The following is a 14,522-nucleotide window of genomic DNA, read 5'->3' as shown; positions in this document are numbered from 1 at the left end:
CAAATGCCCTGGAAACGAAAAAAGGCATGCCCCTATGCAGGTGGCATGCCTTTTTTTCTAACGACAGCGCGACTACAGAGATTCGCTGAAGATGGCGTCACAGCCTTCAACGAGCTCATCGCTGTCTTCCAGCTCATCCGTCAAGCCCAGGTCGAAGAGTTCCTCGACGGCATTCATGAAGCTGTTGTGCTTGGTGGCGCCGATCAGGCGGTAGATTTCGCCGTCTTCGTTGCGCACGCCGATGATCAGTTTTTCCTGGCGTACCAGTTCCGGCGTGCTGGCGTTGAGCAGCAGGTTGCCGATGATGTGTTTATCGAAATGAGCGGGCTTTTTGCCGTCGAGCAGTGTGGTTTTCAACTTGGTTTCCTTTGTCTTGTTTGAATGTCTGTGCTTGGTGAATGATCAACTGTGGCCGTTGGCGATCGCGTGTTTCAGGCTTGCCAGGGTGGTTTCCAAACGCATGAAATCGTCTTCGGTATAGCCGTCAAACAAGCGCTGTCCCTGCTGTGTCAGCTTGGGGAACACGTCATGGAACACCTGTTCACCCTCGCAGCTCAAGCGCACGAAGTAGGAGCGCTTGTCTTTGTTGCAACGTTCGCGTACTACCAGCCCCTTTTGCTCCAACCGGTCCACCACGCCCGTCAAGGTGCCCTTGGTAATCAGGGTTTTCTGGCCAAGCTCCTTGTAGGACATGCCGCAGGTGTTGCCGAGCGTGGCAATGATGTCGAATTGCGCATGCGTCAAGCCGTACTGGCGCACGAAGTCGCCTGAAAACCGCTCGAAGCCTTGCATGCATTCGGCCAGCAGCCGGATACTTTTTAAATATCGTTCACCCATGGGGTGTGATTATATCCTTCCATCCCGCTTTTTTCCGCCGGGGCAGCGGCGTTATTGCATGAAGGGTTCGATGGGGCGGAACTCCGGTATCATGTGGGCAACTCAGCCCTTGCCCCTGGTCCGCTCCGCCGATGTCTTTCGCTAATCTTTCCCGTATCGGCCTCGACAAACCGCTGCGCCTGCTGTTGGTCCATGCCGGCGATGCCGAGTCGATTACCTGGGCGGGCCTGGTGCAACCGCTGCGCCTCTGTGCGCGGGCGCTGGGGCCGGACGCGCTGCAACTGGACGTGCGCACGCCCGAGCAAGTGGCCCAGCAGGGCGGCAACTGGCATATCGCGCTGCTGGTGGCCGATGAAACGGAGGCGCCGCTGCGCGCCGAGCTGTGCCGGGCCGTGATCGAGCGCTGCCGTTCGGCGCCATTCTGGGGTGGCGTGGGTGCGGCCGTGCTGTGGCTGGCCGACGCGGGCGTCATGGATGGCGTGCGCATCGCCTTGCCCTGGGCTTTGTATGCCGATGCGGAAGCGAAGGCCGAACGCGCCATCCTGACGCCGCATTTGTTCGACATCGACGGCCCCCACATCACCTGCTGCGGCGGCGCGGCCAGCATCGATTTTTCGCTGACCCTGATCGAGACCATCTTTGGCGCCGACGTGCAGGCGCTCGTCAAGGAAGCGTTGTGCGTGGACAAGGTGCGCGGCAAGGAAGAGCGTCAGCGCGTGGCCTTGCAGGCGCGTTTCGGCGTGCTGCAGCCGAAATTGTCCGAAGCGGTCACCTTGATGGAAGCCAATATCGAGGAGCCCCTTTCGACCGATGACGTCGCCAGCCTGGTGGGCCTGTCGCGGCGCCAGCTGGAACGGCTGTTCAAGCAATACCTGGGCAGCCTGCCGTCGCGCTACTACCTGGAGCTGCGCCTGCAGCGCTCGCGGCAACTATTGCTCGATACACATTATTCCATCGTGCAAGTGGGCCTGATGTGCGGCTTTTCCTCCGGTTCGCACTTTTCCACGGCCTTTGGCACCCTGTTTGGCAATACCCCACGCGAAGAGCGGCAAAGAAAGCTCATGCCGCCGGCCTAGCCGGTGTCAAGGCAGCTGTGATGAATTGTGAAAATCCTTGTCGCAGATTCAAAAGAGTTTTAGCATCCCGCTTTTTATAATGCAGTACACACGTAGCTGTCGTAGCTGCGGAGTACCTAACATATTGATGGGGAAATGCTATGAATGCCAAGCTTGATTCGACCGTAACGGCTCGTCCAGTCACCCGGGATACCTTTGACCAGGTCCTCGTTCCTACCTACGCCCCTGCAGCCATGGTGCCCGTGCGCGGTTCCGGACTGGATCTGTGGGACCAGTCTGGCAAGCATTACCTCGATTTCACCTCCGGCATCGCCGTCAACAGCCTGGGCCACTGCCATCCTGTGCTGGTCGATGTGCTGACCAAGCAAATCAATAATTTGTGGCATTTGGGCAACGGCTATACCAACGAGCCTGTGCTGCGCCTGGCGCTGGCCCTGACGGAAGCGACTTTCGCCGACCGCGCCTTCTTCTGCAATTCGGGCGCGGAAGCCAACGAAGCGGCCCTGAAACTGGCGCGCAAGTACGCGCACACCAAATTCGGCGCGCACAAGTCGCGCATCATCTCGTGCTTCAGCTCCTTCCACGGCCGCACTTTGTTTACGGTCTCCGTCGGCGGCCAGGCCAAGTACACGGAAGGCTTCGAGCCGCTGCCGCCGTCGATCGACCACATTGCCTACAACGACATCGAAGCGGCGCGCGCCGCCATCGGCGATGACGTGTGCGCCGTGATCGTCGAGCCGGTACAAGGCGAAGGCGGCGTGGTGCCGGGCAATCCTGAATTCCTCAAGGAGCTGCGCGCCCTGTGCGACAAGACGGGCGCCCTGTTGATTTTCGACGAAGTCCAGAGCGGCATGGGCCGCACTGGCGCGTTGTTCGCCTACATGGGCTATGGCGTCACGCCGGACATCCTGACGGCGGCCAAGGCCCTGGGCAACGGCTATCCGATCGGCGCCATGCTGACCACGAATGAACTGGCGCAAACCCTGTCCGTCGGTACCCACGGCACTACCTACGGCGGCAACCCGCTGGCCGCTACCGTGGCCTTGAGCGTACTGGAAACCATCAACACGCCAGCGTTCCTGGCGCGTGTGAAAGAAGCCAGCGTCAGCACGATCGCCATGCTGCAAGGCTTGATCACGGATTACCCGCAAGTGTTCTCCATCGTGCGCGGCAGCGGTTTGCTGCTGGGCCTGGTCGTCAGCGATGCCTTCAAGGGCCGCGCGAAAGACATCCAGAAGGCGGCCGAAGCGCAAGGCTTGATGGTGCTGATCGCCGGCATGGACGTGGTGCGCCTGGCGCCGGCCCTGATCGTCTCGGACGAGCAGATTGCCGAAGCGGGCCGTCTGCTGCGCGTCGCCATCGACGGCATGCTGAAAGCCTGAGGCTAGCCTCGCTCCCTGTTTGATCACCGGCCCGCCGCTTTGCTGCGGGCCGGCTTGGTTCTACCCGGGTATTCAGCCCAAGTATCGTCAGCATTGAAGGAGTACCCATGTATGTTGTCCGTCCGGTAGAAATTGCGGATATCGCAGCCCTCGAAGCGCTGGCCGCGGTAACCATGCCGGGTGTCCATACCCTGCCGAAGACGCGCGAAAAAATCGCCGCCTCCGTCGAGCGCTCCATCGCCTCGTTTGCCGCCCATGTCGACATCCCCAGCGAAGAGTCATACCTCTTCGTGCTTGAATCCCTGCTCGACAAGAGCATCGCCGGCACTGCCGCCATCTTCGCCTCGGCCGGCTCGAACGGCACCTATTTTTCCTTTCGCAACGACGTCATCCAGCAAGTCTCGCGTGACCTGAACATCAGCCACAGCGTGCATGCGCTGACCCTGTGCTCCGAGCTGACGGCGTATTCGCAGCTGTCCGGCTTCTATGTGCGCAATATGGAGCAGGCGGGCCTGGAGGCGGCCCTGCTGTCGCGCGCGCGGCTGCTGTTCGCCGTGCTGGCGCCGCACCGTTTCGGCGACCGCTTCTTCGTGCCGCTGGCCGGCATCACGGACGCCAACGGCCAGTCGCCGTTCTGGGATGCGCTGGGCCGCAAGTTCTTCCAGATGGATTTCCTCGATGCCGAAAAAGTCATCGGCGGCGCGCGCAACCGCACCCTGATCGTCGAACTGATGCCGCACTACCCCGTGTACGTGCCGCTGTTGCCAGGCGACGCGCAGGCGGCCATGGGCCAGATCCACCCGAGCGGCGAACTGGCGTTCAATTTGCTGACGGAAGAAGGCTTCGAAGCCGACGACTACATCGACATCTTCGATGGCGGCCCGATCCTGCAGGCGCACAAGCATGCGCTGCGCTCGTTTACGGGCTCGCTCACGCGCCGCGTCGTCGCCGGCGTCACGCCCAGCCGCACGGGCCTGAAAGTGCATTACGCGGTCGCTTCGGGCGCGGAGCGCAACTTCCGCGCCGTCACCTTTACCTGCGATGCGCTCGAAGCGCAGGACACCGTCGGCTTGCCGCCCGAGCTGCTCGAAGCGCTGGCCGTGGCCGAAGGCGACAGCGTCATTTGCGTGCGCATCTAACCGAGAGAACATTATGCTAGTAGTACGCGCCATCAACGCTTCTGACCTGGACGCCCTGTACGGCTTGGCCAGCCAGGTCGGCACCGGCATGACCACCCTCAAGCCGGACATGAAAATGCTGGGCGACCGCCTGGCCATTGCCTGCGCCTCGTTCGCCGAAACCATCGCGCCTGAAAAGCGCGACTACATGTTCGTCATGGAGGATACGGATACGGGCCGCCTGGCCGGCGTGTGCGCCATCAAGGGCGCCGTGGGCCTGGAAGAACCGTTCTATAACTACCGCATCGGCACCCTGGTCCATTCCAGCCGCGAGCTCGACGTGTTTACGCGCATGGAAACCCTGTACCTGTCGAACGACCTGACGGGCAGCACGGAACTGTGTTCGCTGTTTTTGCACCCCGATTACCGCAGCGGCAACAACGGCAAGCTGCTGTCGAAAAGCCGCTTCCTGTTCATCGCCCAGTTCCCGCACCTGTTCACCGAAAAACTGATCGCCGAAATGCGCGGCTACCAGGCGCCGGACGGCAGCTCGCCGTTTTATGAAGGCCTGGGCCGCCACTTCTTCAAGATGGATTTCCACCACGTCGACGACCTGACGAGCCTGGGCAAAAAATCGTTCATCGCCGAACTGATGCCGCGCCAGCCCATGTACGTGGCCTACCTGCCCGACGAAGCGCAGGAAGTGATCGGCAAGGTGCATCTGAGCACGGCGCCCGCGCGCCGCCTGCTGGAACAGGAAGGCTTGCACTTCGAAGGCTATGTCGACATTTTCGACGCCGGTCCCGTGCTGCAGGCGCGCGTCTCCGAGTTGCGCGCCATGCGCGACAGCATGCCGGCCGTGCTGGACGCCGAGGTTGTCCCCGATGCCTGCGGCGATGCGGCGCAAGCCGAGCCCTATCTGGTGTCGAACACCGACTTGAAAGATTTCCGCATGATCGTCACCAGCGCCAATCCGCACAGCGGCAAGATCGCGCTCGATGACGATGAATTGCACCTGCTGCGTTGCCACAACGGCGACACCGTGCGCACCTTGTCACTCAACCCGAGGAAGCATCCCCATGTCTAATGTGAATACCACGCAATCGAACTTCATCAACGGCGCCTGGCTGCCAGGCACGGGCCGCGAACTGCTCACCATCGATCCGTCGAACGGCAAGCAGACCTGGGCCAGCCTGGAAGCGACGGAAAACGAAGTCGAAGAGGCTTGCCAGGCCGCCCGCGCCGCCTTTGAAGCGTGGGCCGATACGCCCGCTGAAGAACGCATCGCCATCTGCGTGCGCTTTCGCGAACTGCTGAAGGAGCATGCCGAAGCGCTGGCGCTGCTGATCTCGGAAGAAGTGGGCAAGCCCTTGTGGGAGTCGCGCACGGAAGTGGCCACCATGGCCAACAAGATCGACATCTCGGTGCAGTCCTATCACGCGCGCACGGGCATCACGCAAAGCAAGATCGCCGATGGCGACGCCGTGCTGCGCCACCGCCCGCATGGCGTGTTCGGCGTCTTCGGCCCGTATAACTTCCCTGGCCACCTGCCGAATGGCCACATCGTGCCGGCCCTGATCGCCGGCAACACCATCGTCTTCAAGCCCAGCGAATATGCGCCACGCAGTGCCATCAAAACCGTGCAGCTGTGGCAGCAGGCCGGCTTGCCCAATGGCGTCGTCAACCTCGTCAACGGCGGGCGCGACACGGGCGTGGCCCTGGGTGCCAATGCGCACCTCGACGGCGTGCTGTTTACGGGTTCCTGCCAGACGGGCATCAGCCTGCACCGCCAGTTCGGCGGCCAGCCGGGCAAGATGCTGGCGCTGGAAATGGGCGGCAATAACGCTTTAGTGGTGTGGGATGTGAAGGATGTCGACGCCGCAGTGCACCACGCGATCTTCTCCGCGTTTGTGTCGGCCGGCCAGCGCTGCACCTGCGCGCGCCGTCTGGTAGTGCAGGATAACGCTGCGGGTTCTGCCTTCGTGGCGCGCCTGGTGGAAGTGGCGGCGAAACTGGGCATCGGCGCGTCCGACGCGCAGCCGCAGCCCTTCATGGGGCCTGTCGTATCGAGCGCCGTGGCCGCGCGCCTGGTGCAGGCGCAGGCGGACATGGTCGCCAAGGGCGGCACCACCCTGCTGCAGATGCGCCAGTTGAATCCGCAGGCGGGTTTTGTCACGGCCGGCATCGTCGACGTTACCGATGCCACCGGCATTCCCGACGAAGAGTGGTTCGGCCCACTGCTGCAAGTGATACGCGTGGCCGATTTCAACGCGGCCCTGAAGGTTGCCAACGCCACCGAATTCGGCCTGGCCGCCGCGCTCCTGTCCGACGATGCGGCGCTGTGGCAAACGTTCCAGACGCGCGCGCGCGCCGGCATCATCAACTGGAACCGCCCGACCACGGGCGCGGCCAGCACGGCGCCGTTCGGCGGCATCGGCAAGTCGGGCAACCACCGTCCGAGCGCCTATTACGCGGCCGATTACTGCGCCTACCCGGTCGCCTCGATCGAAAACAGCGCGCTGGAAATGCCGGCCAAGCTGTCGCCCGGCCTGAATTTTTAAGGAGTACCCATGCACAGCACGCGCGAATACAATTTTGACGGCCTGGTCGGGCCATCGCATAACTATGCCGGCCTGTCGTTCGGCAACGTGGCCTCGTTCAGCAATGTGAAAAGCGCTTCGAATCCGAAGCAGGCTGCCTTGCAGGGCCTGGCCAAGATGCGCGCGCTGGCCGCGCGCGGCTTTGCGCAAGCCTTGCTGCCGCCACAGGACCGCCCCAATTTTCGCCTGCTGCGCGCTATCGGCTTCACGGGCACGGACGCCGAGGTGCTGGCGCGCGCCTGCAAGGAATCCCCTGTGATTCTGGCCTGCGCGTATTCCGCCTCGCCCATGTGGACGGCGAACGCCGCCACGGTCAGCCCGTCGGCCGACACGCAGGATGGCCGCGTGCATTTCACGGCCGCCAACCTGAATAACAAGCTGCACCGCGCCTTCGAGCACGCGCAGTCGGCGCGCAGCCTGCGCGCCATCTTCGGCGACGATAAGCACTTCGCCGTGCATGACGCACTGCCATCGACGCCCGCCTTTGGCGATGAGGGCGCGGCCAACCACACGCGTTTGGGTGCGAACCACGGCGCGCCATCGGTGGAGTTGTTCGTGTATGGCCGGGTGGAGTTCGATCCTTCCGCGCCGTCGCCGAAGCGCTATCCGGCGCGCCAGACCCTGGAAGCGTCGCAAGCCGTGGCGCGCCTGCATGGCCTCGATGCAAAACGCAGCGTGTACGTGCAGCAGAATCCGGACGTGATCGACCAGGGTGTATTCCATAACGACGTCATCGCCGTCGGCAATGGCAATGTGCTGTTCTATCACGAGCAGGCGTTTGCCGATGAAGGGGAAAGCTTGTCGCAGCTGCGCCGCGCCGTCGCCGCCACGGGTGCCGACTTGCAGGCACTGCGCGTGGACACGGGCCAGGTGCCGATCCAGGATGCGGTGACCAGCTATCTGTTCAACAGCCAGTTGCTGACGAAAGAGGGGGGCAAGATGGCGCTGGTGATACCGCAGGAGTGCCAGGAAAACCGCGCCGTGTCGCGCTACCTGGAAGGCCTGGTGGCCAGCGGTGGACCCATCGATGAACTGATTCATTTCGACCTGCGCCAGAGCATGCGCAACGGCGGCGGGCCCGCCTGCCTGCGTTTGCGCGTGGCCCTGACGGAAACCGAAGCGCGCGCCATGCACCAGGGCGTGATCATGACGGAAACGCTGTACCATCGGCTGGTGCAGTGGGTGGAAAAACACTACCGCGACCACCTGGAGCCGGCCGACCTGGCCGACCCGCAGCTGGCGCTGGAAGTGCATGCGGCGCTTGAAGAATTGACGATCATCCTCAACTTACCTGGATTGTACGACTTGTAGGCGATAGAAAAAACACAGAAAAAATCCGAGACAGCTAAGTAATCCACGGGAAATTATTGTGAAGTTATGACAAACAGAACCGGATGCTATGCAAGGCGCCCGCTGCGACGCAGTGCGAGCACTGCTAGCAGTGGGCAACGCCGCAGAGCGCCGGTTATGGAAGTCAGAAATCACAATAATTTATTGGGGATTACTTTTTCCGTAGCACAGACAGAATTGGACGGGCGACCCCCGTCTCTTGACACCGCTGCCGCCCAGCCACAAGCCCGAACGACAGCGTTGGACATTCACATTACCGTAATGGAGATGCAAGATGAATCACACGCCACAAGATTTGCGCACACAAACGCTGGAACTGATTAACGCGGCTGGCAATGCGAACAAGGCGGCAGCGCCTGTCGTACAACTGGTGCAGGCATGGCTCGACTCGCTCGACGCCGAAGACCTGGCCGATATCGCGCCCGACAGCCTGGCGCCCGTGCTGGTCGACGGTTTTACGCAAGCGGCCAAGCGCACCGGCAGCGGCTGCCAGATCGCCACTCTGCGTTATGCCGATGGCCGTGGCGGCATGGCGAGCGCCTTGCTGATCCTGAACGAAGACATGCCTTATCTGGTCGACTCCATCGTCATGGCCATGCGCCGCCAGCACCTGGCCGTGCGTGGCGTGATGAACACCGTGTTGCCCGTGCGCCGCGCCGCTGACGGCAGTGTGGAAGCGGTGCGCCAGCCGGGCGACCCGCTCGAATCGTATGTGCTGGTACTGCTTGACGAAGAGCTGGCGCCGGAAGCCCTGGCTGCGCTGGTCGCCGCCCTGGAGTTGGTCGCGCGTGACGCCGCCATCGTACGCCGCGACGCCGCCGCCATGAGCGAGCGCCTGGCCTCCGTCGCCGTGGCTGCATCGCAGCATGGCGAAGAAGGCGCGGAAGTGGCCGCCTTCCTGGAATGGGCCCGCAGCGGCGGCTTTGAAGTGTTCGGCTACGCCTATTACCGCGTCAAGCCGGGCGTGCGCGAACTCGAACGCGACATCCCGAGCCGCGTCGGCGTGCTGCAGGATACGGCCCACCCCGTGTACGGCACCTGCCTGGCGAATATCCCGGGTGACTTCGACACCCTGGCCAAGCGCGACTCGGCGCTGTCCATCGTCAAGGCCGACGTGGCGGGTACTTTGCACCGCGACCAGCAGCTCGATTTCATCGGCGTGCGCGACATGGATGCGCAAGGCGCGATCCTGGGCGAGCATTGCTTCGTTGGCTTGTTTACCCGTGCCGGCAACTCCACCCCGCTGGCGGCGCTGCCATTTGCGCGCGGCCGCGTGGCCAAGGTACTGAGCCTGGCCGGCGTGCGCCAGCAAGGCTTCCGTGCCGAGAAATTCCGTGAAATCCTCGAATCCCTGCCGCGCACCGAAGCGCTGGAAGCGGACCTCGACTGGCTGGCGCAAGTGTGCGGCGCCGTCGTCTCGCTGTACAAGCAGCCGCGCACCAAAGTCTTTGCGCGCCGCGACGTGTATGCGCGCCACCTGAACGTGCTGGTCTACCTGCCGCGCGAACGCTACAGCGCCAGCGTGGCATCGAGCCTGGCAAAAGCCCTGCAAGCCAGTTCCGGCGCCACGCATGTGAGTACGCAAACCCTGGTGGCCGATGGTCCCCTGGCGCGCGTCTACCTGATCGCCCACGCCGCCCGCTACCCGCTGGACCTGGAAACGGATATCGAACAGCCGCTGCTTGGCGTGCTCGATGGCTGGCATAACGGCTTTGCCGCCGTGGCCGACGCCGTGCCCGACGTGGCCCTGCGCACCAGCCTGCGCAAACTCTGCGCCACCTTGCCGCTCGATTACGTGGCCGCCACCGCGCCGGCCGTCGCCTTCCGCGACCTCGACACCATCCTGCGCAACACTGATCCATCGCACGTGGCCGTGCGCATCGAGACGGGTGCCGTTACCACGATTCGCCTGTATTCGGCCAACAAGGTGCCGCCGCTGTCGGCCATCCTGCCGGCGCTGCATAACGCGGGCGTGGCGATCGACCGCGAGCAAGCCTTTTCGATTTCGCCGCCGGACGGCACGCGCTATTTCGTCACCAGCCTGACGGTCGATGCCGCCAGCGCGGCGAAGCTGGCGCAGCCATCGGTCGTCGCCGTGGCGCAGGAACTGTTTGCCTCCCTGTTCAACGATGAAGCTGAAGATGGCCGCCTGAATGGCCTGGTCATCGAAGGCGGTTTGTCGACGCGCGAAGTGCAGCTGGTGCGCGCCTACACCAGCTACTGGCGCCAGACGGGCAGCCGCTTCTCGGTGCGCTACATTGCCGAAAGCCTGCGCAAGCAGCCGGCCCACGTGAAGGCCCTGGTCGACGCCTTCCTGCAGCGCTTCGATCCCTCGCTGTCCGACGCGCAGCACACGGCCGCCCTGGAGGCGATCGCCACCATCAAGGCCGGCCTGCCATCCGTGAACCACGCCGACACCGAGGAAATCCTCGGCGCGCTGGCCGACCTGATGGCCGCCACCCTGCGCACCAGCTACTTCCAGAACAATCAGGCTGGCGACAAGATCATCTTCAAGTTCGATACCAGCAGCCTGGCGCTGGTGCCGGAACCGCGTCCTTACCGCGAGATTTTCGTCTTCTCGCGCCGCTTCGAAGGCGTGCACCTGCGCGGCGGCCCTGTCGCCCGTGGCGGCTTGCGCTGGTCCGACCGCATGGAAGACTACCGCACCGAAGTGCTGGGCCTCGTCAAGGCGCAGATGGTCAAAAACGCCGTCATCGTGCCGGCCGGCGCGAAGGGGGGTTTCGTCTGCAAGATGATGCCGAAGGACGCCGTGCGCGAAACCATCGCGGCCGAAGGCGAAGCCGTCTACCGCCTGTTCATTTCCAGCCTGCTGGAAGTGACGGACAACCGCTCGCTGGGCAATATCGTCCCGCCGGTCGACACCGTCTGCTTCGACGATGCCGACCCGTACCTGGTGGTGGCTGCCGACAAGGGCACGGCCACGTTCTCGGACATCGCCAACGGCATCGCCGTGCAGCGCGGCTTCTGGCTCGGTGACGCGTTTGCCTCGGGCGGCTCGAACGGCTACGACCACAAGAAACTGGGCATCACGGCCAAGGGCGCATTCGAAGCCGTGAAGCGCCATTTCTATGAAATGGACCACGACTTGAACACCACCCCGATCACCATGGTCGGCGTGGGCGACATGTCGGGCGACGTGTTCGGCAATGGCGTGCTGCTGTCGCGCCAGTTGAAACTGGTGGCCGCATTCGACCACCGCCACATCTTCCTCGACCCGACACCGGACGTCGCCGTCTCGTTCGAAGAACGCGCGCGCCTGTTCGCCTTGCCGCGCTCTTCGTGGGATGACTACAACAAGGAATTGATCTCGGCAGGCGGCGGCGTGTATCCGCGTTCCGCGCGCACGATCGAGCTGTCGCCGCAGATCCGCGCCGCGCTCGATATCGCGGAAACCTCGCTGGCGCCGGAAGAACTGATGCACCGCATCCTGAAGTCGCCGGTGGACCTGTTCTACAACGGCGGCATCGGCACCTATATCAAGGCATCGACCGAGACGCACGCCCAGGTGAAGGACCGCGCGAATGACCATATCCGCGTCAGCGGCAATGAGCTGCGCGTGAAGGTCGTGGCCGAAGGGGGGAATTTGGGTGCGACGCAGGCCGGCCGCATCGAGTTCGCGCTGACGGGTGGGCGCATCTTCACCGATGCGATCGACAATTCGGCCGGCGTGGATTGCTCGGACCATGAAGTGAACGTGAAAATCTGGCTGGACGTGGAAGTCAATGCGGGCAAGCTGACGGAAGCGGAACGCAACCGCGAGCTGTATGCGATGACGGACGACGTCGAACGCCTGGTCTTGCGCGACAACACGCAGCAGACGCATTTGCTGGTGCGCGAGTTGCAGGCGCAAAGCGAGAGCGCCGTGCAAGATGGCTATGCCGCGCTGATCGCCAGCCTGGAGGAAGAGGGCGCCCTGTCGCGCGAGCTGGAGCAACTGCCATCGGTGGCGGAACTGGCGCGCCGCAAGCTGGACAACCGTGGCTTGACCACGCCGGAACTGGCGGTGGTGATCGCCAACGTGAAGAACCGCTTCAAGCGCATCCTGTCGGCCCTGCCGTTGACGGATGAAACGTGGGCCGAGCCGGTGCTCAAGCCTTACTTCCCGTCGCTGCTGGTGGAAACCCGTTCGGCGCTCGACCACCCGCTGGCCAATGCCATCCTGGCGACCGTGCTGGCCAATGAAGTGATCAACCGCTGCGGCCCGCTGATGATCCGCAACCTGTCCGTAGAACACGGCGTGGACGAATCGGCCGTGATCCTGGCCTGGGGCCAGGCCTGGGTGGCGCTGAATCTGGCGCCCGTCTTCGACGCGCTCGATGCGGATGCCTTGACGATTCCGCGCGCCGTGTCGATCAAGGTCGACGCGCAAACGCGCGTGCTGCAGCAAACGATGATCACTGGTGTGCTGTCCGTGCCGGCCGAGCAATTGCGTGGCGCCGGCTTGGCCGAACTGACGCGTTTGTTTGGTGCGGAATCGAAGCGCGAACTGCTGCAAGCCGTCGGCATCAAGTCCGAAGCGGCGCTGGTGCCGGGCTTGACGCCTGCCTTCGTGCAGGCGTGGGATGCGGTCGACGCGCTGGAAGTCGTCGCCGGCTTCCTGTTCCCGGCCCTGTCCGTGCCGCGTCCTGCGGCGATGGACCTGGCGGCCTTCCTGCAAGTGGGCCTGGCCCTGCGCAGCCAGGCGGGCATCGATACGCTGGAGCGTGGCCTGAAGCTGGCCGCGCAAGGCAAGTCGCAGGAACAGTTGCGCAACTACGCGCAGCAAGCGCTGCGCCGCACGCAACAGCGTCTGCTGACGCAGGTGCTGGCGCGTGCCGGGCAAGGCAATGCGGGCCAGGCCGTCGATGCGGTGACGGGCGCGCTGGGCTTGTCGGCGTATGTGGCGGCGACGGAACTGGAGCAAGCCATGCTGGACGTGTGGACCTTGTCGGAAGCCGTGAATAAAATCACGGCGGAATCCATAGCGGAAGCGGCGGTGTAATGACGCAAGAAGTACGACAAGTTGGATCGGGCGCTGGCGGCTTGCCGCCAGCCGTGCAGGCGCTGGCGCAGGCTGATTTCAGCGGCGTGGCACAGTTGTTTGCCAACGCCGGTTTCACGGTGGCCTTGCCGGCGCCCGGCATGCTGCAAGTCGTCAAGCCGCAAGCCGATGCGGGGCGCGCCAGCGTGGCCGTCTCGGTGGGCGTGCATGGCGACGAGACGGGGCCGATCGAAGTGCTGGCGCATCTGCTCGACGCGCTGTCGCGCGATGCGTCGCAGCTGGCCGTCGATTTGCTCGTTTGTGTGGGCAATGTCGATGCGATCCGGGCCGGCAAGCGTTTCATCGACGCCGACCTGAATCGCATGTTCCGCCCCGTGCGGGGCAGCCTCGCGCAAGCGGCGGAAAGCGCGCGCGCCGATGAAATGATCGCCGCCACAACAGCGTTCTTTGCAGCGGCGGGTCCCGTGCGCTGGCACCTGGATTTGCACACGGCCATCCGGCCTTCTGTGTACCCCACGTTTGCCATCGTGCCGGACCTGGTGGCCGACGACGCCAAGGCGCAGCTGATAGACTGGCTGGGCCAGGCGGCCATCGGCGCCATCATCATGAACCCGCAGTCGGCCGGCACCTACAGCTATTATTCGGCCGAGCATTGCGGTGCGGCCGCCAGCACGGTGGAGCTGGGCCGCGTGGGCACCCTGGGGCAGAACGATTTGTCTCTGTTCGACGACGTGTCGCGGGCGCTCGACGGCTTGCTGCGTGGGCTGCCTGCGCAGCCCGTCAAGGCACAACCGCACGTGTTCAAGGTGGCGCAGGAAATCATCAAGCACAGCGATGAATTCCGCATGGCGTTCGACCGCAGCACGCAGAATTTCACCTCCCTGCCGCAGCACGCCGTGATCGCCAGCGATGGCGAGCACGTCTACACGGTGCGGCACGCGGAAGAGCTGGTGGTATTCCCCAACCCGGACGTGCGCGTGGGCTTGCGCGCGGGCTTGATGGTGGTGCGCGTGTCCTGATCTTCCAGCCACGTACAGTGTCAGGCGCCAGCCGGGGAAACCCGCCTGGCGTTTTTTTGTTTAAAAAGATGCCGCACAGAAATAATTATCCATTAAGCAATCAATTGATTTAAAATATTTACCCTTTGCAATTTTTTT

The 14,522-nt window shown here is 63.5% G+C and carries 10 protein-coding genes; 8 read left to right on the top strand and 2 right to left on the bottom strand.

Going from position 1 to position 14,522, the window contains the following annotated elements:
- Positions 1–72: 72 nt before the first annotated feature.
- Positions 73–357, bottom strand: a complete 285-nt coding sequence (locus O0882_RS07850; RefSeq protein ID WP_219132418.1) for a hypothetical protein — start codon at positions 355–357, stop codon at positions 73–75.
- A gap of 45 nt (positions 358–402) precedes the next feature.
- Entirely contained in the window at positions 403–837 is a 435-nt protein-coding gene (locus O0882_RS07845; RefSeq protein WP_289946699.1) for a MarR family transcriptional regulator, read from the bottom strand.
- 131 nt (positions 838–968) lie between these two features.
- Between O0882_RS07845 and O0882_RS07840 the strand changes: the two genes are divergently transcribed.
- The 8 genes from O0882_RS07840 to O0882_RS07805 all read left to right on the top strand — a co-directional run bounded on the left by O0882_RS07840 (position 969) and on the right by O0882_RS07805 (position 14,384).
- On the top strand, positions 969–1,913 hold the full coding sequence (locus O0882_RS07840) for a helix-turn-helix domain-containing protein (RefSeq protein WP_289946697.1): 945 nt from the start codon (positions 969–971) through the stop codon (positions 1,911–1,913).
- A gap of 140 nt (positions 1,914–2,053) precedes the next feature.
- Positions 2,054–3,295, top strand: coding sequence for an acetylornithine/succinylornithine family transaminase (astC, locus tag O0882_RS07835; RefSeq protein ID WP_289946696.1), 1,242 nt, complete (start codon positions 2,054–2,056; stop codon positions 3,293–3,295).
- A gap of 107 nt (positions 3,296–3,402) precedes the next feature.
- Positions 3,403–4,434 (top strand): arginine N-succinyltransferase, encoded by a 1,032-nt coding sequence (locus O0882_RS07830; protein WP_099376231.1) that lies wholly within the window; start codon positions 3,403–3,405, stop codon positions 4,432–4,434.
- A gap of 13 nt (positions 4,435–4,447) precedes the next feature.
- Entirely contained in the window at positions 4,448–5,500 is a 1,053-nt protein-coding gene (gene astA / locus O0882_RS07825) for an arginine N-succinyltransferase (RefSeq protein ID WP_289946694.1), read from the top strand.
- Entirely contained in the window at positions 5,493–6,974 is a 1,482-nt protein-coding gene (gene astD / locus O0882_RS07820) for a succinylglutamate-semialdehyde dehydrogenase (RefSeq protein WP_289946693.1), read from the top strand. Before astA ends, astD begins: the two co-directional genes overlap by 8 nt.
- 9 nt (positions 6,975–6,983) lie before the next feature.
- Positions 6,984–8,324 carry an N-succinylarginine dihydrolase gene (astB, locus tag O0882_RS07815; protein WP_289946691.1) on the top strand — a complete coding sequence of 447 codons (1,341 nt, stop codon included), beginning with the start codon at positions 6,984–6,986 and terminating at the stop codon, positions 8,322–8,324.
- A 313-nt stretch (positions 8,325–8,637) separates the two neighbouring features.
- Positions 8,638–13,365, top strand: coding sequence for an NAD-glutamate dehydrogenase domain-containing protein (locus O0882_RS07810; protein ID WP_289946690.1), 4,728 nt, complete (start codon positions 8,638–8,640; stop codon positions 13,363–13,365).
- Entirely contained in the window at positions 13,365–14,384 is a 1,020-nt protein-coding gene (locus O0882_RS07805; protein WP_289946687.1) for a succinylglutamate desuccinylase, read from the top strand. Before O0882_RS07810 ends, O0882_RS07805 begins: the two co-directional genes overlap by 1 nt.
- Positions 14,385–14,522: the final 138 nt, after the last annotated feature.

This window comes from Janthinobacterium sp. SUN073, from assembly GCF_030397665.1.
Classification (GTDB): Bacteria; Pseudomonadota; Gammaproteobacteria; order Burkholderiales; family Burkholderiaceae_D; genus Janthinobacterium.
The sequence above is the reverse complement of the archived record's forward strand: the minus strand, read 5'-3'. Positions and strand labels throughout refer to the sequence as shown.